This window comes from Pedobacter sp. MR2016-24 (genome assembly GCF_026239655.1).
Taxonomy (GTDB): Bacteria; Bacteroidota; Bacteroidia; order Sphingobacteriales; family Sphingobacteriaceae; genus Pedobacter.
Map to the genome: position 1 here is coordinate 12,546 of NZ_JAPIVO010000005.1, position 26,406 is coordinate 38,951.

28 protein-coding genes are annotated in these 26,406 nt (G+C 42.1%); 7 read left to right on the forward strand and 21 right to left on the reverse strand.

Annotated features, from left to right (window positions below):
* Positions 1 to 253: 253 nt before the first annotated feature.
* From OQX62_RS14105 to OQX62_RS14115, 3 genes are all read right to left on the reverse strand, one after another.
* Complete coding sequence (locus tag OQX62_RS14105) at positions 254 to 721, reverse strand: hypothetical protein (protein ID WP_265832189.1); 468 nt, start codon at positions 719 to 721, stop codon at positions 254 to 256.
* A gap of 110 nt (positions 722 to 831) precedes the next feature.
* A complete protein-coding gene (locus tag OQX62_RS14110; protein ID WP_265832190.1) occupies positions 832 to 1,950 on the reverse strand; it encodes a TlpA disulfide reductase family protein in 1,119 nt (372 codons plus the stop codon).
* Between the two features lie 153 nt (positions 1,951 to 2,103).
* A complete protein-coding gene (locus OQX62_RS14115; RefSeq protein WP_265832191.1) occupies positions 2,104 to 2,250 on the reverse strand; it encodes a hypothetical protein in 147 nt (48 codons plus the stop codon).
* Positions 2,251 to 2,284: 34 nt separating this feature from the next.
* Here OQX62_RS14115 and OQX62_RS14120 point away from each other — a divergent pair, with 34 nt between their 5' ends.
* On the forward strand, positions 2,285 to 2,545 hold the full coding sequence (locus OQX62_RS14120) for a helix-turn-helix transcriptional regulator (protein ID WP_265832192.1): 261 nt from the start codon (positions 2,285 to 2,287) through the stop codon (positions 2,543 to 2,545).
* A 10-nt stretch (positions 2,546 to 2,555) separates the two neighbouring features.
* Here the strand turns inward: OQX62_RS14120 and OQX62_RS14125 are convergent, their stop codons facing one another.
* From OQX62_RS14125 to OQX62_RS14135, 3 genes are all read right to left on the reverse strand, one after another.
* On the reverse strand, positions 2,556 to 3,251 hold the full coding sequence (locus OQX62_RS14125; RefSeq protein ID WP_265832193.1) for a hypothetical protein: 696 nt from the start codon (positions 3,249 to 3,251) through the stop codon (positions 2,556 to 2,558).
* A gap of 19 nt (positions 3,252 to 3,270) precedes the next feature.
* Positions 3,271 to 4,629, reverse strand: a complete 1,359-nt coding sequence (locus OQX62_RS14130; protein ID WP_265832194.1) for a serine hydrolase domain-containing protein — start codon at positions 4,627 to 4,629, stop codon at positions 3,271 to 3,273.
* A 63-nt stretch (positions 4,630 to 4,692) separates the two neighbouring features.
* On the reverse strand, positions 4,693 to 5,232 hold the full coding sequence (locus OQX62_RS14135; protein ID WP_265832195.1) for a hypothetical protein: 540 nt from the start codon (positions 5,230 to 5,232) through the stop codon (positions 4,693 to 4,695).
* A 301-nt stretch (positions 5,233 to 5,533) separates the two neighbouring features.
* Here OQX62_RS14135 and OQX62_RS14140 point away from each other — a divergent pair, with 301 nt between their 5' ends.
* Both OQX62_RS14140 and OQX62_RS14145 read left to right on the forward strand, forming a co-directional pair.
* Positions 5,534 to 5,665 carry a hypothetical protein gene (locus OQX62_RS14140; RefSeq protein WP_265832196.1) on the forward strand — a complete coding sequence of 44 codons (132 nt, stop codon included), beginning with the start codon at positions 5,534 to 5,536 and terminating at the stop codon, positions 5,663 to 5,665.
* Positions 5,666 to 5,755: 90 nt separating this feature from the next.
* The gene (locus OQX62_RS14145; RefSeq protein WP_265832197.1) at positions 5,756 to 6,988 is read left to right on the forward strand and encodes a glycoside hydrolase family 76 protein; all 1,233 of its coding nucleotides are present in this window, start codon (positions 5,756 to 5,758) and stop codon (positions 6,986 to 6,988) included.
* Between the two features lie 216 nt (positions 6,989 to 7,204).
* On the opposite strand, the gene OQX62_RS14150 is transcribed toward OQX62_RS14145, so the two are convergent.
* Together OQX62_RS14150 and OQX62_RS14155 are read right to left on the reverse strand one after the other, a co-directional pair.
* The gene (locus tag OQX62_RS14150; RefSeq protein WP_265832198.1) at positions 7,205 to 7,723 is read right to left on the reverse strand and encodes a hypothetical protein; all 519 of its coding nucleotides are present in this window, start codon (positions 7,721 to 7,723) and stop codon (positions 7,205 to 7,207) included.
* A gap of 149 nt (positions 7,724 to 7,872) precedes the next feature.
* Entirely contained in the window at positions 7,873 to 9,111 is a 1,239-nt protein-coding gene (locus OQX62_RS14155; RefSeq protein WP_265832199.1) for a PQQ-dependent sugar dehydrogenase, read from the reverse strand.
* A gap of 349 nt (positions 9,112 to 9,460) precedes the next feature.
* Here OQX62_RS14155 and OQX62_RS14160 point away from each other — a divergent pair, with 349 nt between their 5' ends.
* From OQX62_RS14160 to OQX62_RS14170, 3 genes are read left to right on the forward strand one after another with little or no spacing between them, the layout of a single operon-like run.
* Positions 9,461 to 10,273, forward strand: a complete 813-nt coding sequence (locus OQX62_RS14160) for a hypothetical protein (RefSeq protein WP_265832200.1) — start codon at positions 9,461 to 9,463, stop codon at positions 10,271 to 10,273.
* A gap of 23 nt (positions 10,274 to 10,296) precedes the next feature.
* On the forward strand, positions 10,297 to 10,875 hold the full coding sequence (locus tag OQX62_RS14165) for a hypothetical protein (protein WP_265832201.1): 579 nt from the start codon (positions 10,297 to 10,299) through the stop codon (positions 10,873 to 10,875).
* Positions 10,876 to 10,908: 33 nt separating this feature from the next.
* A complete protein-coding gene (locus tag OQX62_RS14170) occupies positions 10,909 to 12,759 on the forward strand; it encodes a type VI secretion system Vgr family protein (RefSeq protein WP_265832202.1) in 1,851 nt (616 codons plus the stop codon).
* A 62-nt stretch (positions 12,760 to 12,821) separates the two neighbouring features.
* Here OQX62_RS14170 and OQX62_RS14175 read toward each other — a convergent pair whose 3' ends face one another.
* The 3 genes from OQX62_RS14175 to OQX62_RS14185 form a co-directional block, all read right to left on the reverse strand.
* Positions 12,822 to 13,004: a hypothetical protein gene (locus OQX62_RS14175; RefSeq protein WP_265832203.1), complete on the reverse strand. Its 183-nt coding sequence runs from the start codon at positions 13,002 to 13,004 to the stop codon at positions 12,822 to 12,824.
* Positions 13,005 to 13,081: 77 nt separating this feature from the next.
* Entirely contained in the window at positions 13,082 to 13,918 is an 837-nt protein-coding gene (locus tag OQX62_RS14180) for an XAC2610-related protein (protein ID WP_265832204.1), read from the reverse strand.
* Positions 13,919 to 13,936: 18 nt separating this feature from the next.
* On the reverse strand, positions 13,937 to 14,638 hold the full coding sequence (locus OQX62_RS14185; protein WP_265832205.1) for a hypothetical protein: 702 nt from the start codon (positions 14,636 to 14,638) through the stop codon (positions 13,937 to 13,939).
* A gap of 113 nt (positions 14,639 to 14,751) precedes the next feature.
* On the opposite strand from OQX62_RS14185, the gene OQX62_RS14190 reads away from it, so the two are divergent.
* Positions 14,752 to 15,903 (forward strand): acyltransferase family protein, encoded by a 1,152-nt coding sequence (locus tag OQX62_RS14190; protein ID WP_265832206.1) that lies wholly within the window; start codon positions 14,752 to 14,754, stop codon positions 15,901 to 15,903.
* On the opposite strand, the gene OQX62_RS14195 is transcribed toward OQX62_RS14190, so the two are convergent.
* The 10 genes from OQX62_RS14195 to OQX62_RS14240 all read right to left on the reverse strand — a co-directional run bounded on the left by OQX62_RS14195 (position 15,847) and on the right by OQX62_RS14240 (position 26,257).
* Positions 15,847 to 16,725: an alpha/beta hydrolase family protein gene (locus OQX62_RS14195; protein WP_265832207.1), complete on the reverse strand. Its 879-nt coding sequence runs from the start codon at positions 16,723 to 16,725 to the stop codon at positions 15,847 to 15,849. The genes OQX62_RS14190 and OQX62_RS14195 overlap by 57 nt on opposite strands.
* A gap of 146 nt (positions 16,726 to 16,871) precedes the next feature.
* On the reverse strand, positions 16,872 to 18,338 hold the full coding sequence (locus OQX62_RS14200) for a beta-lactamase family protein (RefSeq protein ID WP_265832208.1): 1,467 nt from the start codon (positions 18,336 to 18,338) through the stop codon (positions 16,872 to 16,874).
* Between the two features lie 83 nt (positions 18,339 to 18,421).
* Positions 18,422 to 19,330, reverse strand: a complete 909-nt coding sequence (locus OQX62_RS14205; RefSeq protein WP_265832209.1) for a helix-turn-helix domain-containing protein — start codon at positions 19,328 to 19,330, stop codon at positions 18,422 to 18,424.
* Positions 19,331 to 19,410: 80 nt separating this feature from the next.
* Positions 19,411 to 20,226: an SDR family oxidoreductase gene (locus OQX62_RS14210; RefSeq protein WP_265832210.1), complete on the reverse strand. Its 816-nt coding sequence runs from the start codon at positions 20,224 to 20,226 to the stop codon at positions 19,411 to 19,413.
* A gap of 105 nt (positions 20,227 to 20,331) precedes the next feature.
* Complete coding sequence (locus OQX62_RS14215) at positions 20,332 to 20,772, reverse strand: hypothetical protein (RefSeq protein WP_265832211.1); 441 nt, start codon at positions 20,770 to 20,772, stop codon at positions 20,332 to 20,334.
* A 110-nt stretch (positions 20,773 to 20,882) separates the two neighbouring features.
* Positions 20,883 to 21,116: a hypothetical protein gene (locus OQX62_RS14220; RefSeq protein WP_265832212.1), complete on the reverse strand. Its 234-nt coding sequence runs from the start codon at positions 21,114 to 21,116 to the stop codon at positions 20,883 to 20,885.
* Between the two features lie 47 nt (positions 21,117 to 21,163).
* Entirely contained in the window at positions 21,164 to 23,896 is a 2,733-nt protein-coding gene (locus OQX62_RS14225; protein WP_265832213.1) for a TonB-dependent receptor domain-containing protein, read from the reverse strand.
* 21 nt (positions 23,897 to 23,917) lie between these two features.
* Entirely contained in the window at positions 23,918 to 24,946 is a 1,029-nt protein-coding gene (locus OQX62_RS14230; protein ID WP_265832214.1) for a FecR domain-containing protein, read from the reverse strand.
* A gap of 88 nt (positions 24,947 to 25,034) precedes the next feature.
* Entirely contained in the window at positions 25,035 to 25,646 is a 612-nt protein-coding gene (locus tag OQX62_RS14235; RefSeq protein ID WP_265832215.1) for an RNA polymerase sigma factor, read from the reverse strand.
* Between the two features lie 62 nt (positions 25,647 to 25,708).
* On the reverse strand, positions 25,709 to 26,257 hold the full coding sequence (locus tag OQX62_RS14240) for a hypothetical protein (protein WP_265832216.1): 549 nt from the start codon (positions 26,255 to 26,257) through the stop codon (positions 25,709 to 25,711).
* Between the last annotated feature and the right edge of the window lie 149 nt (positions 26,258 to 26,406).

The following is a 26,406-nucleotide window of genomic DNA, read 5'->3' on the forward strand; positions in this document are numbered from 1 at the left end:
TCTATCAAAAAGTATAATGCAATGCCTACTAATTACTATTGAAGATCATAATCATTGTAACAGTTTAGGGGAATATTCTACATAGAATTATATCAATATTGTGTAATTACAAATCCAAAATCTTAGATCCGCTGGTCCTAAATGTGTTTTGCTGAGCTTTCATTAATTCAATTCAAAACATATTTTCGGAATAAAATTTAAATACCGTTAACAGATCATCCCTATAAACAACCTCCCTCATGCGTAGTGCGGATTAATGTTTATGATTAAGCTGTAGCCGGCCTTCAGGCGTCTCTGCAAGATATAAATTTAGTGGAGGTCTCGTTTTCGTATATTCAGTCGGCGCTTCGCACTCACCTGACCGGGTAATACTATCCGTATAAAAACTTACTTTCAAACTGTCAACAAAATAGTATCTGCCATAAACCCTGGTGAAACAGTCATTCCCGCACCAGGCTACATAAGCACTTTCAAAATGTACAGAATCAACAAAATTAACGATATCTCCTACCCATCCAACCGTTACGGCCGAATCATTAAGCAGGTAATCTGATTTTTCTGCGGTAAGACCTATCAATCCTTCGGTAAGAAATTTTTTATCAGCCAGTGTATTTTGAAAATGTTTTTTTACAACGGGAGCCGGAATATTTTGTTTTTCGGGCTGGGACTGACATCCTGTAATAAAAGCAATAACGGTAATAAATACGGTGGCTAATTTCATAATTTAAATTTTATCATTAGGATGTTTATCCGTAGCATATTCCATAACAGGATAAATGACTTCACCATGGTAGCGGTTGCATTGGATAATTACAGCTGATCTGAGTATGTTTAATTTATGAGCACCTCTTTTATATAACTTTCAATATCAGTCAGCTCTACATCAGACTGATCCGAATTGTAAACGATTTTGCCCATTTTATCGATAACCAGGCATGCCGGTATAGCATATACACCAAATGATTTTGCAATTTTACTAACATTGGGTTTCATTTGTTCGGACACATTTATCCACGTGAGTTTGTTTTTTGCGACATGATCTTTCCACTTCGTAACGTTGTCGTCATCGTTGAAATAAACAACTTTCAATCCCTTACTCCTGTACTTTTCATACAAGGTCTTTAATCCTGGCAGCTGCTGCTGACAGGGGCCGCACCATGTGGCTGAAAAAACGATGATATAAGGTTGCCCTTTCAGGGAGCTGTTGCTAAAGGACTGGTTATGAATATCAGTAACAGTGAAAGTTTTCACAACATTTCCTGCACTGGCAGAAAACTTAGAATTGATCAGAGCAGTTTCTTCAGCATACAACCGCTGTCCCAATTCAGAATTTTTAAGCTCATCGCTAAATTTTGCGAAAGTGACCAGGTAATTCTTTGCGGAAGATGGATTGGCATCTGTGCGGGTCATTCTATATAAATTGATCAGACTTCCAAAATCATCCGGATAAGCTTCCAGCCTTTTTAGCTGATTCAGATTGATCTGGCCAAATTGTTCTGCGTTCAAGTTGAGCATGCCATTTACACGCGCCGGCGTTTTATAGCAAGCAATGTTCTCCTCAAACAGATCGTTCAGATCATTGAATATGAAATGGCCTCTTGCATCCGACTGGAAGGATAAAAATCGGGATAGTGGCCTGGGAAGATTCAAACTGACGTTATTTATTCCGGCATCCAGCACAAATCTTCTGTAGATGTCTTTACCATTGTAGCGGACGGAAAATTCTGCGAAATTACAGGGCTGCATCACTTCCCCCTGCAGACTGTAATGACCATTCTTCAGACGTATGGTGTCTATCTTGACAGGTTCAAAATCATTATTATTGAAAATATACAAAAATATATCTGTGTCACTCAAAGTTTGTGAGTTTACAAGCAGGGTAAATTTATACTGGCCGGATACTGTCAGAAATAAGCCAGACAGCAAAATACAAATCAGAAATTTTTTCATAATGACCAAATTAAAAATCAACATACATAGTTTGCAGCACTCCTTCTGTTTCTCCAATAAATTCCTGCTGAATTATGTTCTGCGATATTTTGTTTTAATAAATATAAAAGTAAATGCATTAAAACAAAAATTAAAGTATTATTATTAAGCCAGTTACGATTCTGATTTCCCATGCGCTTCTATATTTATCTCAGCATTCCTGGTGATCCTGGAGAGGACCAGGTTTTTAGCATCTATTCCGCTTGCGATAATAAAAGTAATATGATTAGCTTTGCCGCCCGGATGAAAAAAGTGCAGCATGCACTCAAATTACTAAACAATACAAAAAACGTAAATGGAAAAGAATGATTTTGCAGCTATCTGGCTGGCAGAAAACGGGAACCCCGCGATAGAAGAGTTGGCACAGTTGAATCTTGATGTAGCAGAGAAGGCCCGGAAGGCAATAGCCGATGACAATCTTTCAGTAGAAGAGCTTGCGGTATCTTTAGACATCAATCCAGACGAAATCAACAGGTGGCTGACAGGCAGGCACACGTTCAGTGTAAAAATCATAAACGAAATTTTAGATACAGTGGCATCGAGAGTAACTGCTTAATCTGTTCTATCTAATTTTGTTTTATTTGTTCAAATGCCCGGTTGTATTTGTCAAAAATCAGTTGTTGTCTGTTATAATCAGGATTTGGCTTCCACAATTCCTCAGTTTTAATCGTATTGTTGTGAATGGTTGTTTTTGAGCTTAACAATGTTCCTTTTTTATCATTTTGGTTCAAATCACTCAGATTTACATTGTCTAAATACTTATAGAGCATCTGAGGAATTTGATGAAAATCAGCACAATCGTCTTCTATGCTAATTTCCTTTGGATTGCCCGGTGTAAAGGGAAAAATTTTATTTAAAAACCAGGGATTTGCCGCCCTTGTCAGGATTGGTGGCTGTGTCAGATGAAAAATGAATTGTGCATGGTCGTCTGATTGATAGTCAGTAAAAATAACCGTTTCAATAGTTTTCCATTCGATCAATAGAGTAACATCAAAAAGAGGCATTTGATAGGAAAGTCCTGCGTGGCTGGATGTGATGCGTTTCTGCCTTTCGGCTTGTTTCCTTCTGGTTTTCTCTGAAATCCTAAATCCAAATTGTAAACCATAGAGTATGGTACCAGGTACTAAAATGAAAAGTCCAGAGACCAGGTAAGCACCAACAATTTTCACCTCCTGCATAATCATGAAGATAGTAAGGCCTGCACCTGCACAGGTAAAAATAACAAGCACCAGCTTGATGATGATAAAAGGATTAAATTTCATTTCTACATTATCGGTGGCGTCACTCAGGCGCGTTGTTAATAATTTTCTTATCTCCGCTACCGTTCCACAAACCATCACGAACACTCAATTGAATCTTCCCGTCACCAGTACTGCTGAATGTTAAGGTCATATGTGAATCCGCTATAAAGAACCTGCTGCTACTTTCTGCCAGCATCTTAACCGGAGGCTGATTGTTTGTCTGAATGAAAAGTTGGTTGCCTTTTAAACTAATTGCAGTAACGTAATCATCAGAAACATCATATTGCCCAACATATTTGGCGGCCTGTTCAGCTGTAAGTTCGTGCGACTGTTTAGGTTTGGGCAAGCTGTACTTTTTATCATACAGCAGGGCAATGATTTTTGAACCAATGGTTTCAATGTTTGTACTTGTTTGGTTAATCAGCATGATGATACAGATATCATCTTCAGGGATCCGGGCAAAGTAACTTGTTGAACCTTCTACATTACCTGCATGATAGGCAATCTTTTTATGCTCCAGACTATCTATAAACCAGCCATAGCCATAATCTTCCTTTACCGGCGTATAACATTTGATCAGGCCTGCGGCAGAAATCAGCTTGTTTTCTTTGAGTGCCTTATTCCAGACAGCTAAGTCTTTGGTATTGCTGTATAATCCGCCGGAAGAATAAGTTCCGCTGGCATCCCATACTTTTGCAGGCACAATCCGTGTGGAAGAAAGGTAGGAATAACCTTTAGTTTTTAACCTGCTTTGCAGTCGCGCGTAATCAAAACCACTATTATTCATCCCCAGGGGCTTAAAAATAAATTGCTGCATGGCAGCTCCATATGACTTTCCTGTCAGCTGCTCAATTACCATTCCCAGTAAGTTATAGCCGGAGTTGCTGTAAGCGAATGCAGTCCCGGGTTCAAAATCTAAAGGTGCTGCAGCGTAATAGTCGAGCATTTCCTGTTTACTGATGCTTTTGCCGGAAAGCACTTTAGCACGAAATTTTGCATCGCGAAGCTCTTCTCGAATACCAGAAGTATGACTGAGCAACTGCGCAATAGTGATCTCTTTTTCAGGATGCACCCCGGGAAAAAAGGTGGTAATCCTGGTGTTTAAGGATAGTTTTTTACCCTCTACCAGTTTCATCACCAGAACGGCGGTAAAACTTTTAGTAAGAGAACCCAGTTGAAAAATATCATTTGTTGTAGCCTTGATCTGTTTTTCCGCATCGCGGTATCCATACGCCTTTTCAAAAATGGTCTGGCCGGACTTCATTATTAAAATAGTGCCGTTGAACTGATTGAGCTTTGCGTAAGCACTGATGAGGGTATCTAGTTTTTGCGGGACTGATTGGGAATTGCTCTGAAAGATGAAGCCGAAAAGGAAAAAAGTGGTCAGGAGATTTCGCATGAAAATATTGAGGTCATTTAATTATTCCGATGGTGTTGCTGAAAAATCTTAGGTATTAACTGGTTAATTTGTAACGGGTACTGCGACAGGCATCTCGTCCGACGCAACAGCCTGGTAAACGGCGCCGCTATTGATATCTTTCAAACCGGTAACTTCTCTGCTTTTAGCATATATGATTTTTAAGGCCATCACCAGCCTGCCACGCTCTTTTAAGGTGATGATACCATTTGCAATGGTTGTATCGTAATAATTGATGCTGGTGATCATTTTTGGAACTTTTGCTTCCATTGCTGCCCTGCCCGCTTTTGATTTCTTCAATGTGAGCGGTTCCTGACTGTAAAATCCATTTACCTCGCTCACCCCATAGGTTAATTTAATCAGTTCTTTAAAAACAGTACCTGGTTTCAGGGTGATATCTGCATTCATTTTCCATTCGAAAAGCTTTGGTGATGAATATTCCTGCAGGGAAAGCGTGTCTGGAAACAGATCAACGATCTGTGCTGCAGGAGGTGGTGGCGGCGGCAGCGCTCTTTTCTTTTTATTTTGACTAAAACTGCTGAGGTGCAGTGTGATCAGAGCTAAAAAAATGAGTGTGTATTTCATAGTGGTTTTAAATATACGATTAATAAAGAAAAATTAGGTTACCAGAGAATACGTTCTAAATTCTCCGGAGCCGAAAAATTAGCTATTTCGATCTTCTCCTCAAAAAAGATTCATTACATTCATTGCATGAAAAGAAGTTTTTTAATATTCGCCTTCGCAGCTTTGATATTTACAAGCTCATGTTATACGACAAGAACAGCAGGAAATAGTGGTAAGGTGCCTCCCGGGCAAGCTAAGAAAAGATACGGATCTAAGTCTGCCCGACCTTTCGCTCCGGGGCAAAGTAAAAAATACTAACAAAATGACCTCCTTCAGCATATTTGCGAATCAGCTCGCCCGACTCACTGCAGCAGCAAGTGAAGACCTGGAAGCTAAGCTGAAAAAGAAAGTGTTTAAAAAGTGCGAGTATTTGTCAAGGAAAGGAATTGATTAACACGATCGTAAGGTTATGAATTTCAGGAAAAAATTGCTTACCTTCTATTGACCAAAATGGTCAGCATTTAACCAGATATATTCTCATCTTATGAACAAGAAAAAAAGCAATTTCCATTGCCTGTTACCGCAGTATGCAAAATTCGCAGGTAATAGCAAAAACCTTTTAGCTATAGTCGCCTTGGCAGCTATGACCAGTCTGTCGGGCTGTAAAAAGGAACAACCCGATCAGGAATCGGCAGTATTGACCACATTAGCCAAACAATCCGGCACGAACCTGCAGGCTGCCGCGGTGCTACCTGCTAAAAGTGAAGCATTGCTGGCAATGCAGGTATACAATAACCACTTTTACAATCAGTACGGCACCTATGGATCGTCATTCAAAGCTTATTATTGGAAGGACGATAACCACACCGGCCGCATGGATTTCTGGACCCAGCAGGAAGCAATTGAAACTTTGATTGATGCGTATAACATCAATCCATCCACTGACCTTAAAAACAAAATTTCTTACCTGTACAATGGCGTGAGAGATGGCTACGGTTTATTGTGGACGAACAACATTTATAATGATGATATCGTATGGGGTGCACTGATGTGCATCAGGGCCTTTAAAATCACGAATGACGGTGGCATGCTGGATATGGCCAAAAACAATTTCAACATGATGTGGAACCGGGCCTGGGATACACAGTCTTTAGGCGGCGGATTATGGTGGACAACAGCGAATCAAACTAAAAATACCTGTGTGAATGCGCCTGCTGTGATCTGTGCAATGTTGTTGTATCAGGCGACTGGCGACGTAACGTACAGAACCAAAGCAAAGCAGATTATGGACTGGATGGTGCTGAAACTGTATGATGCATCGAGTGGTGAAGTGAAAGGTGCCATCAACGCAGCAGGAACAATCACCGAGGGTGCTCTTTCCTATACACAGGGCACTTTTATTGGCGCCTGTGATTTGTTGCGTGCAGACTATCCGGCTGTGAATTACCTGGCGATGGGCCTTAAAGCAATGGATTACGCAAGAAGCAGTATGTGTAACACTTCCGGAGGAATCCTGAAAGATGAGAATGGCATACCTGATACACAGGGAATGAAAAGTATTTTTGCCCGCTGGGCCTGCCTGTTTGTAAAAAACACGGGAACGGTGAGTAATTACGGGGCATGGCTTGACACGAATGCTGCTCAGGCCTGGTCCATACGTAATTCTCAGGGACTCATGTGGAACATCTGGGGAACACGCACACCGGAAACTGTGCGTAATTCTTTTGAAACAACCTGTGGTATAGCCATGATGAATGGAATCTATACTTACCGTTAAGCTGTAATCCTGTAGTGAATTCGAGATTGAATGTACCCATCTTAATTCACTACAGGTTAACATTTGATTAAAAAATACAGGCTGACGAGCGTGATCGCCATTAAAGCCAGGTATATAGGATAATTGGTCATTGACAAGTAAGTAATAGTTAGATCACATAATTAATAGCTATTGGAATTCATCAGCCTCCGCTGTTATGCCCTGCAACCATTGACATTACATAGTCCACATACTCCATGCTGATTTTATAGCAGATGGATTAATCTGCGCTATTTTGCTATAAAACAAGTGGAAGTTTTTATTCCACAAGGTATAATTGTGCGCAAACTTAAAAACAAGTGCTTCGCCATTATGCTGTTTGATCCTCACTTGCCAGATACTTCTGTTATTTATTTGAATTGAAGTTTTACTGACTTCAATAATATCACTGAGTTTATAAATAGCTTTTTGAGAATGCTGATTAACAGCATAAAAGTTCTCCTGATCAAAGAAAAACTCGTCCTCACTTACCACTTTATTTTCCAGTCCGAACAGAAATGGTTTTTTTGATATTTGCTTCCATTCTTCAAGTGCGGGACTGGTAGAATTGCCGTAACTAATCACCTGATTTGCCGGTTTAAATCCAATAAAATACTTTTTCCAAATTTCCCTGAGGAGTAAAGTAATAAAAGCGAAACTTCCTATCAATAATAAAATGATAAAGGAATTGTCAACAACAGTTATAGTCTTTGTCAAAACAGCAATAAATATGGCGTAAACTGCGCATATAATAATAATTCTTTTTACCATAGTAACGATTAGGTATGCTTAATACATAGACATGAAATCCACTAAAAAAGCCGGGTCATTTTACCGACCCGACTTTTCATTCTAAACCAAATTAACTATTTTTTATCAATCCTGTATAAACGTCCCTGGTCAGTAACGGCATATAAAGCACCGTCGGTACCCTGTGTGACATCTCTGAAACGTTGTTGTTCTCCTGCCAGCAATCTTTCTTCACCCAGTACTTTATTGTCTTTAATGACTAAACGAACAATGTGCATTCCGCTGAGCGAACCGATGAAAAGATTGTTTTTCCATTCAGCAATACGGTTGCCTGAATAAAAGGTCATACCACTTGGCGATACAACAGGATCCCAGTAATAGGCTGGTTGTGCCAGTCCGTCTTTCTGCTGTATCGGCGGTGTACCAATAGCTTCGCCACTGTATTCTATACCATAAGTAATGACCGGCCATCCGTAATTGGTACCTGCCTGCAGCGGGTTAATCTCATCCCCTCCTCTCGGGCCATGTTCACTTTCCCAGATTTGTCCTGTTTCAGGATGTACAGCCAGACCTTGTGGATTTCTGTGTCCGCTGGTATACAATTCCGGTAAGGCACCTGCCTGGTTAAATGCGGGATTTCCTGGTGCAGGCTGACCGCTTGTGGTTATCCGCACTACTTTTCCCAGACTACTGGATACCGATTGTGCCAGTGGGCGCGTCTCTAACACAGATCTTTCGCCTATGCTTACAAGGAGATTACCAGTCTTATCGAACACCACCCTTCCACCATAATGGAGGGCGCTGTTGTTAGGCGTATTGGAACGATAAATTACCGTTGCAGATTCGATGGTTGCTTCGTTATCAGCTAAACGGCCTTTGGCAACGGCAGTAATATTTCCACCTGAAACAGCTGCCGCATATACCCAGTATACCATTCTGTTGGTCGCAAAAGCAGGATCTAAGGAAAGCCCGAGTAAACCACCCTGTCCGGCCGGGTTAACTGCCGGAAGCCCTGTAATCTTTGGGCCCACCACTCCTGCTTTAGTGACAATGCGCATACTCCCCTCCTTTTCGGTAACCAGCAATCTGCCGTCGGGCAGACTCACTACACCCCATGGACTTGCCAGTCCGGACGTAAGTACATCTGCGCTAAAGGCCGTGCTAGTTTTCACGCTGCCAATCCGGGTTTGTCCGGCAAAAGCAGGTTTATATGTTGTATTGGCCGGCTGTGTTTCTACCGGGGAGCCTGTGACTATTGTATCCTGTGCGGGATCACCGCCAGTATCATTGTTTTTAGAGCAGCTGGCTATCGCGGTAGCGACTACGATCCCAGCAGTAAGGATTAGTTTGTTCATAGGATTGTGATTAGGTGACTATATAACAAGTATCTCCTGATTTAGTTTATTCGGGTTTCGTTGTTCTGCTGAATTTATTTAATTGCACTTTTTAAAGACCGCAACCTCCCGTTCTAAATTACGCACCGTCAATACAGGTTTTACATGCGAGAAATAATTATCCCAGACCTCTTAATAGTGCTGACACTATGTTAATTAAAATATCGTATACTTACCTGATTATTAAAATTCCGGCAGGATTTTTGGTCAGGATTCTATATATTCAGGTTTAAACAAGAAATATGGCTTTCAAAGCATTTTTTTATTCTCGGATCGTAGCTATCTGTTCACCTTTTAATACAATATTCTTATGATGGAATTGTATCAGACTGCAGCGGGGATGCTTCCTGTATCTCCTGTGGCTACGCCAATAAATTCTATAGCCCATAAAGTTCCCGCGATAGTAGTTTTTGTGAATGGTTACCGCATGTCTATGCCCGTAGCCAATATCATCAGGGAAATGAGACGCAATGATGAAGTGAAAAGTTATGATGTGAACGACTACTGGAATGATATTGATGATAAATTTCAGGAAAGACTGGGTGATCAGTTCGCTTTTTATGCGGATGGTGATGCGCCTACCTTAACAGCGAAAAACAATATGGGTTTTACGATGCGTAAGCTTCATGGCAGAAAAGCAGGCCTGAATCTTATTACGCAACTGACGCAGATCAAAAACTCGACTATAAAAAACAAGACTTCCCGAAAAGTGCTTTGGGGCGACAATGCAGACCTCAATCTGTATGATATCAAAAGTATTCCTATTGATATTGTATGTCATAGTATGGGTTTTGCTTATGCATTAGGAATGGTGGAAGTGCTGCAGGAATCTGGTTACAATCCGGAAAGAATTTATGCGCTGGCACCGGAAAATCCGGGTAAAGGGCAGATTCCGGGTTATATTGAGGAAAGCCAGCAATATGGTAGCGGCCCGGACGATCCCTGGTACCAGCAGGACAGAATAGCGCCTCAGGAACCTATCCCGGGTGTAGGCAACTCTACTTTTATTCCTGACGGCATCCCCAAAGGACCATATGACAGTCACAGTGTGGCGAACTACGGCTGGATATTCAAATTGAGAAAAGGATCCAGAGGTTATGTGAAGCCAAGGGAAAAAAACTAATAGCGAATTTATAATAAAGGCGCATGAAACCACAACTAAGAATTTACCTGCTCATCATTGTTTTCATTTCAATGACAGGCTGTTTAAACGGACAAAACAAAATCAACATGTTTGCAGATCAACTCGAAAAAGATAAAAATACACAGCCTTATAAAGAAGTGATGGCTGCAGCTAACAGTGATCTTAAGCAATGGATTGCTGAAGGCCTTGAAGAGGTGCAGATTCTGAAAGAATGTAACTGGAAGGTTGACGACGCAGTTTTCTTCAATACAAAAAGGGACAAATGTTATCTGCTGCTCCTGATGCAGGATAAAGCTAAGGGTGCAGAAATTGATTATGTGTACCAGATGTATGCTGCGCTGGAAGGTAAAGAATGGAAGATCTATTTTTCATCTTTACCGAATTACGTATACCTGAGAGAACGGCTGAAACTGCCTGAGGGCACTCCTGTACCTATGGAAACACTTTCAAAGTTATCGCGGGAAGAGTTGCTGAAAGGATATTACAAGAGTAACGGGGAGATAGATGACGCTTTTGTGGACAAAGTCTACACTCCCCTGCTGAAAGAACGACACCTTAAATTCCTGAATAAAAAGGGATAAAATATTTTAACTGCTATAATACGAACCGCTACTATGGAAGACAAAATCATATCAGAGATACATATCGACGGAACCCCCGTTCATACGTTTTCTTATCTAATGATCAGACAATCGTTTAATGCACATCATTGGTTTGAATTGCATGTTAATCATGATACCTTTGAAATTTTAGGCTCCGGAAAAGCAGATACATCCAGAAATCTGGTTGGTAAATCTATTTCCATTACACTAACTGAAACCTTATCTGGCCGCAGCACATTATTTAGTGCGATTATCTGCGAGATAGGGCTTTCCCAAAGTGATGGTCTGCATGGCGATTTGGTACTGAGGGGCTACAGCCCTACTATTTTATTGGATAACGGGGTAAATCTGAATTCTTTTAAGGCTAAAACGTTAAATGAGATTGTGACTGAGGTGACGAGTAAAGTAGTGGCGAATGACCTGCGAATGGAGGTCAAAGCAAAATATACCACGCCTATCCCCTACATGTCTCAATATAAAGAAAGCACTTTTTCATTTTTGAACAGGCTGTCTTCTGAATACGGAGAATGGTTTTACTACGATGGCGTAAACACCAAATTCGGAAAACCTGACGAACAGCCTCAGATTGACCTGGTTTATGGAAGAGAAATTTCCACTATGAACTGGTCTATGAAAGTAAGCCCGGTAACCTTTTCGCAGTATTCTTATAATTCATCAGAGAATCAGCTGAACAAAGGAGATGCGCCTGATAGTGTAGACGGACTGGATGCAGACAGCCTTTTTGCGCTGAATAAGTCACAAGATTTGTTCACGGATCCGGTGAACATGCCGCTTAAACCAAGAACGCAGAGTCAGTCGGAATTAGACGAAATGATGAAGCGCAGAAAAGAATCGGCCGCAGCAAGTCTGGTCGGTCTGATGGCCAAATCAAATGCAGCAGGGGTGAATATTGGTACAATAGTAAATGTAAAAATCTCCAAAAAAGAACTCCTTGATTTTGTGACGGAAGATTACGGACAATACATGATTACTTCGGTAACGCATGAATTGGATGGCAACCACCGCTACAGGAACACATTTGAGGCCATACCGGCAGCGAGCAACGTAATTCCGGTAAAAGACGTCAGGTATCCGGTGGCGGAGCCGCAGGTGGCCACAGTGATGTCTAACCAGGACCCTAAAGGGATGGGTCGCGTGCAGGTACAGTTTTTATGGCAGCAGCAGAAGGGCGACAGAACAGAATGGTTGCGCGTGTTAACGGCAGATGCAGGTTCCGGAAATGACAGCAGGAAGAACCGTGGATTTTTTATTCATCCGGAGGTGGGCGATCAGGTGATTGTCGGTTTCAGGTACAATGATCCTAACCGGCCGTTTGTAATGGGCAGCATACCGCATGGCAAGAACATCGACAGTCATCATATACAGGAAAACCATGTGAAGGCCATCACCACCCGCAGCGGCAGTCAGGTTTTATTCAACGATACCAAACACCATATCAAAATATCAACCAGTGCGGGTAACATCATCAAAATTCATGAGAAAACCGGTTCCATATCGATTACCAGTGCTTCAAGCATCAGCCTGAATTCTGAGGTAATTAATATACACGCTTCACAGCTGGTAGACATACAGGCCCCAAAAATAACGATTGGAAATACCGATGCTCCGGCACCGGCAACGGCCAGCGCGGAAGAAAAAGCCAAACAAAGAAGTCCGACTCAGACACTTGATATCAAAGCAAAAGCGATAGACCTGAATGGTGAGGATACACTGAAAGGAACGTCAAAAATCACCACAGTGGAAGGTACCGATCAGAACACGATTAAATCCGATAAATTGGTAGATGTTTCTGGTGGCCTGGAAGCCAAAGTTCATGGTACGATGGTTAAAATAAACTCGTAAGCGGTATGGAGGAACTATCAGGCGGTGATGAGATCATCTCGAGAGACGATGGATGATTGTTTTTATTTGTTTCTAAAGTTTTTGATCAGGATAAAAACAGAGGCAATAAAAACGATCAGATAAATAACGGCTAAGCCCGTGTGCTTAAATTTCAAAGTTTCGAAGTCAAACTGCTTGAACAGTACCACGCCTAAAATAATGGCGACGATAGTTAGTGTGAACGTGAGGGCGTTATTCTTTTCCATATTTTTATGTTAAATGGTGATATTGGTCAACACAAAGAAAACAAATTTGAATTAAAAAACAAATATGATTAGGCGAACTACTGGCTTTTAATTGACCGCAGCCATACCAGTTTATTTCCGCCGGTAAAACGGTAGGCATCTTTCCACCAGGTAGCAGCACCTCTGCAGGATGTCATCAGCAGCTTATTTTTCCGATCCAGGGTAACATCACAGAATCCGGAGCAGTTTGCCTTACTATCATTCGGTTCTGCCAGTTGCTGAAAGTGTTTTGATTTTGGATTGTAGAGGTAAATGCTGAAGGTTCGGTATACGCCCATACCGGCGTCGGGAATAGAGAAAGCAACGTCATCATAACCATCGAAATTGTAATCTGCAATGACACCCTGACGTACGGGATCGGGACGTTCGAACGCTGGCAGCTGACGACTTTGAGCGCTGCCATCAGGATAACTGAAGCTGAGCAGCTCATCAGGACTGTGGTAAAAAGAGATGAGCACACCATGCAGCAGGTATTTATCCCTCGCAGCATCTCCCTCCTGCTCAGGTGCATTTTCAAGCTGGAAACGCTGAGCATCTTTATTCCTTACATACCAGACTTTTGACAGTTTCTCAGCTTCCTGGGTTAGACCATAACTGCCGGTTACTTTTCCACCGACAAGCTCGTCCCAAACATAAGTGATTTTCGCGGGTACTGCTTTATCTTTTGCGTTGCCTTGCACCACTCTGCTTTTCAATTTTAATGCGATGATGCCCGGCTGACCACGGTATTGCACGAATGCGCCCTTGCCTTCGGTACCATAGTAGATGTTCAGGCGGAAAGCTTTCGTAGAACCGGTCGATTTAAGCGAAAAGGGCTGGGCAGTGACCCGGGAGAATAACATTGCCAGAATGATCAGGGATAGGAGCTTTTTCATCTTGAGGATAGCTGGTTTTTAGTCCAGGAACACAAAGTCGCCTGAGCTAACGTTATCAAATATTTTGTCTTTATATTCTTTTTTGATCACAAAAAGATATCCCTTATAGTGCGGATCCTTTTTACCGTTGCTGATTTTTTGATCGTCTACTTCTATTTTCATCGTGTTTTCCTCATCATCTAAAACGAGACTATACCTGATGATCCTGTCTTTGAGCTGCCAGGTATAAATGTCAAAGTTTTTACCGACAAACTCCCCTTTCGTTTTAGTGGATTTGCCATACTTTTTATCCAATGTCTCCATCAAACTCTTAGCTTCATTCAATTCAGTTTTTCCGACTACCGCATTGATGAGCATGATCTTTCCATCTAAAGTAGTCGCGAAATTAATGGCATTAAACTCATAGCTGCCAAAATTTGCCATCACATCTCTAGTTGAAAAACTCCGTTGCCGGTATTCAATTCTTACCGGTTTTTCGCTGCCGATCAACTCTCCGTCTGAAATCGTATCTACTTCCAGCATCTCAGATTTAACCTGATAATAGCCGGCGTATTCTTTACTCCTGGTATCCTCCGGTAAGATTGCAGAAAATTTGGTATTAAAATCAAAATCTTCCAGTTGCAAGGGTTGTTTGGCAAGAGAGGCCGGAATTCTGTTGTCCTGCCCACGGCAAGCAATTATTAACAGCGGGAATGTCAGGATTAATAAAAGTTTCTTCATGTGACGTTATTAATTATTTACTATCTGGTGAATCGAAAGATAATGATTAATATCCGGTCGTTTAACTGAATGTTGACTATTTTTAACAAATTGCAGTCATTACATTCCTTTGCATGAGATCTGATCAGAATAATGAATTGGCCACCAAGCCACACTACCCTATATTAGACGGCCTTCGCGGGGTCGCAGCGATAATTGTTGTTACCTTCCACCTGAGCGAGCCTTTAGCCACCGGACATTTGGATATTCTTGTCAATCACGGTTACCTGGCGGTAGACTTTTTCTTTTTATTGTCAGGATTTGTGATGGGTTATGCTTACGACGATCGCTGGCAGAAAATGACTGCCGGCAATTTTTTCAAACGCCGTATCGTGCGTCTTCAACCGATGGTGATTTTGGGGATGACCCTCGGCGCTATCGGATTCTATTTCACGGATTCTACAATATGGCCGCTCATTCACACCGTACCTCTCTGGAAAATGCTGCTGGTGATGCTGATCGGGTATACGATATTGCCTGTACCCTTATCGCTGGATATCCGCGGCTGGGAAGAGATGCATCCATTGAATAGCGTAGGCTGGTCATTGTTCTTCGAATACATTGCAAATATCCTTTATGCGCTCTGGATCAGGAAGTTTTCGAATACAGCATTAAGTATTTTAGCAGGCATCGCTGCTATTGCACTGGCACAACTGGCCATCACCAATGGCGACCTGAGTGGTGGCTGGACATTGAACGCAGAACAAGTAAGGATCGGACTAACGCGTACCATTTTCCCCTTCTTCGCTGGTCTCTTACTTTCACGCGTTGCGAAGCCAACCCGGATTAAAAATGCCTTTTTATGGTGCAGCCTTTTAGTAGCGCTTGTACTTTATATGCCACGCATTGGCGGTGCTGAACATCTTTGGATGAACGGGATCTATGAATCTGTTTGCATTATCATTGTTTTCCCTGGCATTGTATACCTTGGCGCCAGTGGCGTACTGCAAACCGAAAGGGAGAACAGGATCTGCAAATTCCTGGGTGATATCTCCTACCCGCTTTACATGGTGCATTATCCATTGGTTTATTTTTACGTTGCCTGGATCAGTAACCACAAAGGCGTAACAATCGTAGAGTTGTGGCCTTGTGCATTGCTGATATTAACAGGCAGTATTGCGTTGGCTTATGCCTCATTGAAATGGTATGATGAGCCGGTTCGCAAATGGTTAAGGAAAAAACTTGTCTCCAATCCACTGAATAGCGAAGTTAACAGGATCTATTGATTTCGATGAACCTAAATTATGCCCTAATTCCGGAAACAACTGGTGCTCGTAGGGTTTGCCCTGAGCCTTAAGCACATCGAGGCGTTCAATGGATATACCCACAGGCGCTTGTATGTCTTTCCCTCCGTATAACCAAAGTCCGGGAATAGAAAGTTTGGATAGTGCATCACGCGGATCAGTACCTGCAAACTGGTACCTGTCTGGATCATTTTTAATATGTTCACGTGCCTCAGTTTCGGTATGCGTTTCCCAGAATCTGGAATTTCCCTGCGTGTAAAACTGAAACCTCAGTTGTTCGAGTGTAGTTGCAACTGGTCCGCTAAATAGTAACATGAAGTTTACCTTTGAATTTTTCATGGCAGCAATGGGAATTACCCAGGCAGCCTGACTAAAACCCAGCAGACCCAATGGACAGTGATGTGCAGGCAAATGTTTTTGCAGTTGCTGAGCAGCAGCACTTGCATCTGATGCCAGGAGATCCAGATTAGCAGCGTCTACATTGTTGGTGCCTACTTCCGGTCCGGCATATACCCCACCCGATTTCCCCACTCCGCGTTTGTCATAGGTTAATACCGCAATGCCTTTTCCTGCGAGCAGCGATGCAATTTTCAGCGACCTGCTTTCCTGACCGGAGCCATGGACAAGCACCACTGCCGCATAAGTATGTTTGGGTATAAAAACAGCACCTTTGAGTGTAACTCCGGCGCTTTTGAACTGAACATTTTTTATACTGAATTCCGCCTGAGTAGTATCAGGCGCTGTTTGTCCGAATAATCCGGTGCAGCAGTAGCAACAAAGCAAAAGCAATAAATATCGTCTCATTATTTTCAAATTAATGGAAAAAGATTCCGGTTATGATTAGCATTTAAATGTCAGGCAATATACATCGGAGATACTGCCAGTAAATATAAATGTGACGAACCGGATGAAAAATGTGACGAAAACGATAATGCCGGAACAACCAGAATTTATGGTCGCAATAACTGTTCTAAAACCTTCTTCCCATTTTCGTTAGCAGGGTTAAGCTGCATAGATTTTTGATACATTTTAATTGCTTCCTGCTTTTTTCCAGCTTTCAAAAGTATTTCTGCGTAGCTGTCATATGCATTCCAGCTTGAACGAAAAAGCTGCGTAATTTTGTAAAATACAGTCTCTGCTTCTAGATCCCTATTGGCAAACATGAAAGCATAACCGAGAGCGTTCAGCTCATCTTCGCTCAGATAATAATTCAGCGAATCTTTTTTTATTTTTTCCATCAATTGCTCCGCTGCTTTAATGCCATTGTTCGCCATGATGATGCCATAACTACGGGAGCCGCTCATTTTAGGCTTTTGAACATTTTTTCCATTTAAGATCAGCAGGGCGCTGTCCGCAATTGGTATCACATTATTAGCAGTATTATCAAACATAATAATAGTTTGATGTCTGCCCGGATTTCTCAGCAACATGGTTCGCAAACCGGGTGATCCTCCATCATGTTTAACAATTTCACCTATTGATGTATCTTGTCTGGTAATCCAGCCTAATGCGTAGCGCTGTATATTATCTTTGCCATTACTCAGCTTGATGGGAATGAATGCTTCTTTTAAATTCCCGCGATCAATCAGCTTACCATTATACAACGCAATGTCGTACTTCAGCAAATCATGTGTGGTACTGATCATATCACCATGACCCTGAAAATTAATGCGGTACATCAATTTGAATTCTGCCAGCGTATCTGCCCATTGGGGTTTATCGCTGTAGGGATATTTGAAATTATACCTTTTTAAAAGGTTCTTGTCATTCCGGCTTAAAAAGTTAGACAAGGAAGTATTTGTCATCCCTGCCGGGATGAAAATATATTTTTTAAGATAGGATGCAAATGATAAACCTGAAAGCTGCTCAATAATCAAAGCGAGGATATTATAATTAACATTATTATAGGAAAAGTCTTCACCAGGTTTAAATATCAATGGCGCCTTTTTCGAAATGAAAGAAGGAATGAGATCCTTGTTGGTGAAAACGGTATCCGGATGATTGGGGATGAAAGAGAAAAATAGTGAATCTATGATCGGTAGTCCGGCGGTATGCGATAACAACTGTTTAATGGTGACCTGCTTATAGGGAAAATCAGGCAGAAATTTTGACACAGGATCTTCCAGTTTTAATTTGCCCTGCTGTTTTAACTGTAAAATTGCGGTGGAAGTAAATGTTTTAGTAATAGAGGCTACAGGAAAAGATGTCTCAGCAGTATTCTTCCTGTGCGTAGAGAAATCAGCATAACCAAAAGACTTTTCGTACTGTATTTTCCCGTTTTCAGCGATTAATACATTCCCGTTAAACTGTCCGTTCAGGGATAGCCTTGAAAAGAACGCATTCAGATTGTCTTTTTTGGATTGTGCCGATATGGGTATGGCAAAGATCAGCAACAGGATTGTGAGTTTAATTTTCATCGGGACCAGAATGATATGAGTACAACCCAAATTTACGATTCTGTCAATAACATCATATGGCTATTAATAGCCATATGATGTTATCAGTTCAAACTCCTGAATTCCAGGGGTGTTTTGCCTGTTTTTTGCTTAAACAACTTGTTGAAATATTGCGGATACTCAAAACCTAATTCATAGGCGATTTCAGCAACTGATTTCTCAGTACTCAACAGCCTGTTTTTACCTTCCTGAATTAGGTAAAAATGAATATGTTCCTGTGCGTTTTTGCCTGTTTCTTTTTTGAGTAAGTCGCTCAGGTAACTGGCTGATAAATTTGCCTGTGCTGCGAGAAATTTAACAGTGGGCAAACCTTTATCCTGCTGATCACCCTGGTAATAGTTTCTCAAAATCTTTTCAATTTGGCCCACCACCGTGCTATTAGCGCTTTTCCTGGTGATAAACTGTCTTCCGTAAAAGCGGGTGCAGTAATTTAAAAGCAATTCCAGGGAGGAAACAATAATGGACTGACTATATACATCTATATTTTCCTGCAGTTCACTTTCAATTTTTGATACACATTCCTGTAAGATGTGCCTTTCTTTTTCCGAAAGATGTAGAGATTCTGTGGTCTCGTAGGAAAAGAAAGTATAGTCTTTCATGTGATCATTCAATGCTGAAGCGCTGATCAGATCAGGATGAAAAAACAAGCCCCAGCCCGACAGGTTAGCTGATGCTTCCTCGTCAACGTCCATCACAAGAACCTGGTTGGGTGCCATACAAATCAAACTGCCGTCCTGAAAATCGATCGCCTGGCGACCATATTTGATATTGTTGTGCCTGGTATCTTTAAACATCATGCAGTAATAGTCGGCAGAGATTTTGGTCTCCTCACTGATATGTCCTTTCACCTTGCTAAAGTCTACCACCGCAATTAACGGATGTTGAGCAGGAAGATCAAACTGAAATAATTCGATTGCGTCTGCAATGGTATGTAAATGTAGAAAGGTACTCATAATAGGATTTGATTGGTTAAATATCAGCATAAATGGAACTATCACCAAAGCAATAGCACCATTTATACGATCATCAGCGATTATAAGCTAAACTGGCTGGTGATCTCTTTGAAAAATGTTTCATCGTTAGCTTGCGTGCGGAACGCTACCATCGCTTTTGCATCCTCACCTGCGGTATATCTGAGCTGGCTCATCCCGTCAGTAGCGGCTTCATATATCACACCCGCAATTACACCCGCGGGTGAAGCGGTATGAAATAGTCCTTCCATGGCCGACATTACCTTTCCGATTAATGGCTGGTATGCAGTAAGGGACTCATCATTGCTGAAGTCAAGCGAGCGGCCCGTAAAGTCAGTATCAATTGCACCGGGTTCAATCAATTTTATTTTTCCGCCGAACTGTTCAACTTCATATTTAAGCGATTCGGAAATCCCCTCCACCGCAAATTTTGTCCCGTGGTACAATGCGCCCAAAGGAAATGTCATTTTGCCGCCAATGGAGGAAATGTTAATGATGGTACCGCTATTATTTTCCCGGAAGTGCGGAAGTAAAGCCCTTGTTACATCCAGCAAGCCAATCACATTGGTATTGAACTGGCGCAGTATATTGTCTCTCGAAAAAGATTCCAAAGTACCGTAGGCACCATATCCGGCATTGTTTACCAGCACATCGATCTTCCCAAACTGGTGTAACCCTTCAGCTATTGCGCTGCCAATCGTATGCAAATCAAGCACATCCAGCCTCGTGACCAAAACATTTTCCAATGTGGTCAGTTCTTTTTCCTCCTCTGGTTTCCGCATGGTAGCGATAACGTTCCAGCCTTTTGATTGAAATAATTTTGCAGTTGCTTTTCCTAAACCGCTGCTTGCTCCTGTAATTAAGATTGTCTGATTCATGTTTGTATGGTTTGATAAATCAAAGGTCGCTCAGGATGCTTAACAGCAGATAAGACTAATTCGGGAGATTTGTATACTTTTTAGGGATTGATGTATAAATAGGACTTACTGCGATAAAATTGCCTTAAACTTTGACTGTGTTTGTACCGGCGCGTCCGCAGGATAAGTGATATAGTTAATTGTTAAAACGTTATCCCTGACACTAAAAGTCCCCTTTTCAAACATCACAGAATTAGCAGGTGTACGCACCACCGTTCCTGAACTTTGTAGTTCGAGCATCTCCTGAATGTTGATTTTAAGGCTGTCTCCTTTAATTACATATTTGCCCCTAAAGGTAGTTTTAGCGGCACCATCGGGGTGAAGGTACTCCATCGCAAATCTTGCATCCGATTCGAAGCGCAGTGTTTGACTATAAGTTTGTGGCGGAGTTTCTGTCCATGTCCCAGTCAGCACATCTTTTTCTTTCTTATCATCTTTCTTGCAGGCGACCGTCACGACAGAAAGCACCAGGAGTAATTTGCATGCATTCAGTATTTTATTTTTCATATCTAATTAATTTGTGTTTAGCATTGGTTAGTTAATCGTTCTATTTTTATATGCAGTGTGAGCTGGATTTGTCAGCTGAGCTCCTGGTTTATCCCGGATGCTATTGCAAATTACAGAAATCTTACATGTCTTTTAGGGGCTCCCGTTTTTCTTCCTGCCTGAAAAAAATACAGGGCCAACAGCAATAACACCAGTGAAATCAGGCACAAAAGTGCAGGCAGGAGAATGATCTTTGCAGCAGTTACAATAGTGTTCAGGTCTGTCATATGCAGTAAAACATACAATGTAGCAATCGCGCCGAGACATAACAGGAGCGCAATCGAAAAGTATTTCATTTTTTTCATTTTCTCAGCATTTGATGGTACGGGTGTGGAATTATGAGCTGTCATATTTATGGTTTGATGCGGTTAAGTTCTTCCTGATTGCGCAATACCTGAGTTGCCTTTACTCCTCTGTTTTTGAGATTAAAGGAGAGACCAAAGAGGAAACGTCGGTTCTCATCCCAATTGCGGTAAGTACGTTTGAGTTGCTGAAACTGCATGGAGCCATTGTTGAGATAGCTACTAAAGATATCACTGACCGCAATTCTGATGCTGGCCCTGTTTTTTACAAAACTGTATTGCAGTGCGGCATCTGCCCGATACCTGCCGAAGTCAGTCCCCGTCAGCTGCGCCCGCCTGGACTGGTAAATGTTTACCATTTCCAAGGCGAGTTTTGGATTAACCTGGTAGCTATTGATGACATGCAAATAAAAACCTGTAAGTGCCTGCCGGGTGTTCAGGTAGACGCTCTGGTACCTATCATGGAATAACCTCCCGCTTGCAATAAGCTGCCAGCTGCGGAGCAGTTCCTGTTGATAGGCAGCCGAGAAATTCATCGTGCGGTATTGGCCAAAATTACCAATGTTCTCCCTGGTAGACAAGCTGCGGTTTTCCAGGGATATGATATTGCCTATGTAATCATTGGTATGGCTGCAGGCCAGGCCAAGATGCCAGGCAGAACCGTATTGGTAGCCTAATTCCAGGGATTGCGTAGTTTCTGGTTTTAAACTTTGATTTCCAACCGCATAAGAATAGGGAGAAAAATAGGTAATAAAAGGGTTCAAATCCTGGTAATCCGGCCTTCCGACCTGTCGACGGTAAGTGAGTGTGAGCAGTTGCCGCCCCACATACTGGCTGAGCATGAGGTTAGGAAAAAGCTGGATATAGTTACGGTTATTGACTACATCTCCCGAGATAACAGAAGTGGTACCTACGCTGTACCTGGTATGCTCTGCCCTGAGGCCCGCCTGAAATGTGGTACTGCTGCCAAATGTACCTTTGTAGTCTACATATCCGGCATTGATTCTTTCCTGGTATTCGAAAATGTTTGTCAGCGTAAAATTGGCAGAAAAGTCCGTAGATGACTTTCCCTGCTTAAACAAAACTGTGCTGTTGGAATGTGCATAGGCCATTTTGCCGCCAGCTTCGAACAGATGTTGCGCATTGATCTTCCAGGTATAGGATATTCCGCCAGAGGCCAGTTCCAGTGCCACATCCGTTTGATTCAATAACCGGTCATCTGACCCATGTGAGGAATCAGCTGAACTGCGGTAAAAATTCTGGTAGCTAACCGGATTGCCGGAGCTGAACCTGGCATAACTGGCATTGAATTGCAGTGAATGCTTTCCGCCACCGAAATGATGACTTGAATTGATATTGAGTCCATAATTACGCACACGTTCATCTCCTGCGCTGTTAGCGTGTATTGCTGAATCCGCTAATCCACCATCGGTTGCGCTGAGCATTAGCTTTCTTAAATAATTAGTCTGCGTATGAGCTAAATTCGCTGTCCCGGTCATGGTCAGGCTATGCTCCTGGTTGATCCGATAGGTTACAGCGAGCAGCGATTGATGGACAACCGCGTTTGTTTCACCCTTTTCATCTTGCTGAAAATGGATAGGATTTATCCCTTCAATTGTATTGAAGCTGGAAAAATGATGTGCATTGTGCTGGTTTTGGTAACTATAATTACTATAAATATTGATTTTTCCTGACTTGTAGTTCAGCGCAGCACTTTCAGTAAATTTGGGTCTGGTTCCTATGCTGAACTGAGAACTGATGGTCCCTTCGAGACCATCAGTTTCAGCTTCTGCCATTTTAATATTTATTACTCCACCTGTGGTTTGCGCCTCATATCTGGCAGAGGGAGCGTGAATAAGTTCTACCTGAGAAACGGAACTGAGGGGTATACTGCCCATCAGATTGATCGTTTGCAAGGGGGTCAGTTTAACTGAGCTGCCATTGATCGTGACCGTTGTACCTTGCTTTCCATTCAGACTGATCAGATCATTGGTGATGATTACCCCGGGTGAAACGTTTAAAAGATCTTTGATGGATGCACTGGAATTTGGAAAAGCGCCGGAAAGATGAATGATAGTCCTGTCAGCCTGGTACCGGATCAATTTTCCGGCTGGCTGAACAGCTAATTGTTCCAGTTGTACCGGATCTTCTGTCAAGACCAGATCATGTAATAAGCGGTTTTTAGCTCCTGAAAACTGGACCGACTGCCAGCCGCTGTCCTTATAACCAAGCCTTGTTGCATGGATCAGGTAGCGCCCTTCGTTCAGTTTTTCGAATTGGTACTTGCCCAGTTCATCTGCCATGGTGACGATGGATAGCGAATTACTGTCCATTAACGTAATGCTGCTGAATTCCAGCGCCTGGCCGGAGGTATTACGGACAAAACCGGTGACCGAAAAGCTGGCTAGCTGCTGCCCGCTCCCCTTGCCTGCACGATCAGCGATCTGCTGTTTTTGCGTCAGTCGGGGCGACTTAAATAAAGCATAATTTCCACCATCAATCCGGTAATAACTAATGTCAATAGGTGCCAGCATTGATGAAAGGATAAATTCAAGATTATTGTGAGGTATTACTTTGCTGTTTGGCACGATAACCTTATGCGACAGTAAACTGGCTTCATAAATAAAATTTACCTGGTATCTTTTACCAATCTGTTCCAGGGTATCTTTAACCTGTACTGCCTGTAGTCCGGGTTCCTGCTGGGCCAGGGCATTGTTGACCAGATCAATATGGAGCAGCAATAGGAGCAATAGTGTAAGACTTAGATACTTTACAAAGACCATAGTGAAAGCGGGTGGCGTTTATTATTTGATTTCAATAATTAACTGGTGAAGGCTTTCGTCTTTTGTGATGGAAATATTTAAAGCCATACTTATTCCTTCCAGAAGGTGATCGAAATCAGCTGCACTAAAACTGCCGGAGATCAATTTCTCTTTGACAACCGGACTCTTAAATACGGCCTTATATCCATATTTATCCTGTAATTTGTTGAAGAGCTCTTCCGCAGGCAGTTTTTCAAATATAAAAATACCATCTTTCCAGGCCACCTGCGCTTTTGTGCTGCCCGGTTCCTGCCGGATGAAATTTCTTTTTTGATCGTATGTTACCAGGTCTCCCGGCTTAAGATTAAGGAGGGGCTGATTTGCAATTTGCATACTCACTCTACCGTTAATCAGCGCAACAGTAACCTTATCCCTCCTGTCGTTCACATTGAATGTTGTGCCAAGCACCTTGATATCAACTTTGTCCGCATGGACCACAAATATGTCTTGTTTAAACACCTTACCCTGACGATGGATATGGTTCACCTTAAAAAAAGCCTCACCTTTGAGCCAAACCTCCCTGTATTTAGCTTTCCCGAAATTTCCCCTGTACCTGAGCGAGCTGTTGGCATTCAGCATTAATTCGGAACCATCCGGCAGCACCAGCGTACGGGTTTGTCCATATGCGGTCACCACTTCTATAGATCTGTTCAAGTAGAAATAAAATCCGGTGCCGATGACCAGCAAAGTAACTGCGGCAGCGAGTACAGCTTTAAACCATAGCGACCGCCATAATTTTACTATTGGTTTTGCCACTGTTTCCCCGGCGATCTCCTCCCATAGCTGTATGTATTCAGCAGGTTCCATCGTATCCTGCTGAAACTTTAAAGTCAGCACCAGTTTTCTTGCATCAGCTATCAGATAGCTGAGGTTGGGATATCTGAGCTGCATATCTGCCCAATGGGCATTTGACTGATCATCCGGATGCAGTAGCCAGGCTAAAAATGCCGGGTCATCAAGCAGGTCAGGCAAAGTATAGTTTTCTGGATTAAGGTTCGGTTTTCTTTTCATATGTGTAACTGACCCTATTATCTTTCAGATTGCTATTTTACCCCAAAATTTTTAAAGAATTTAAATAATATCTTTAAACACCTGGTAATCAATTGAAAAATTTGGCGTACAGTAACAATAGCAGGAAAGAAAAGTCGCTTATATCCAGTTGTTCACGAAGTCCGTCAATAGCCCTCGCCATGAGTTTATAACTTCCTTTTACTGAGATACCCATTATTTCGGCTATTTCCTCGTAACTCAGTCCTTCGTAGAATTTCAGAAAGATAGCTTCCCGCTGCCTCGCACTGAGCTGATCAAGGCTTGCCTGTATACGCTGCTGCAGTGCTAACTGGTTCTCTTCCCTGATCAGCTTTTCTTCAAAATTGATTGCAGCGTTGAAATGGTAGTGCTCAGTTTCTTCATAGCGCTCATGTTTATTTAACAAGCTGGCTTTTTTGAATATGGAAAGCCGGAATGCCTTGAAAAGGTAATTCTTTACGTTATCCGGCTGCTTAAGATAACTTCTCCTTGTCCATAACGTGACAAAGAGTGACTGGATACAGTCTCTGATTAATTCTTTGTCGGAAGTAAACTTAGCTCCGTAATTATAAAGTGGATTTGCATAGAGATGATACAATTCCTCAAGCGCCTTAGCACCGTCATTTTTCAAGGCATGCCAATGGGTCTCCGGATTACTGTTCGCTATTGCAGTTGGCTTCATGATCTTGATTGATGTACTTTTCTGGGATTGTTGTATGAAATAGGACTTAGTACGATAAAATACTACTTTCTCGCTAAAAACTCCTTAGACTGCACCTTTTTAAAAGTCCATTTGTCCGGATGCTTGTTATCCTGCTGAAAAAGAAATGCCAAGTAAAACAAGGTTTTGCGCTCTGGATTTTCTTTGCAGACACCAGACACAAAAAGATTACTGTTTGCCTTATAAAGTGCTCTGTCTTCCGCAAAAAGGCATGAACCCTCTTCGCCCAATGGCAAATCATACAAGTTACCTGTCAGCATATCTATTGCATACCCCATTATACAGCTACCGCCGCAACCGAAAACAGCTACTTTAAAATGACCTGCAAAAACATTTCCTTTTTGTTGGTATGCCTCCGTAATTTTTGTCCGAAAAGCAGAAGCTTCAGGATTACTTTTAAAATTGATTGTTTTGGAGATGGCTGTGTTTGCTTTCACTACAGGCACACTAAAATTCTCATAGTAAATGCGCGGGATATTCTTCTGCGCGAAAGCGGGTGAAAAACTACACAAAAAGAAGCTCAGCAAGAATACGCGGCGGGCTGATAATAAAGAGGTAAATAATTTGTCCATTGCGGAGGTTTTAGTGATCATATCCAGTTGGCTTCCAATTTTATCAGGGAGCCTTTCCATAAAGACATAGGCAGCTGACCCCTTAGGCCAAATATAGCGAACCGGACAGAAATAACAGTATACTTCACAAGAAAGGGAAATGTACTGCA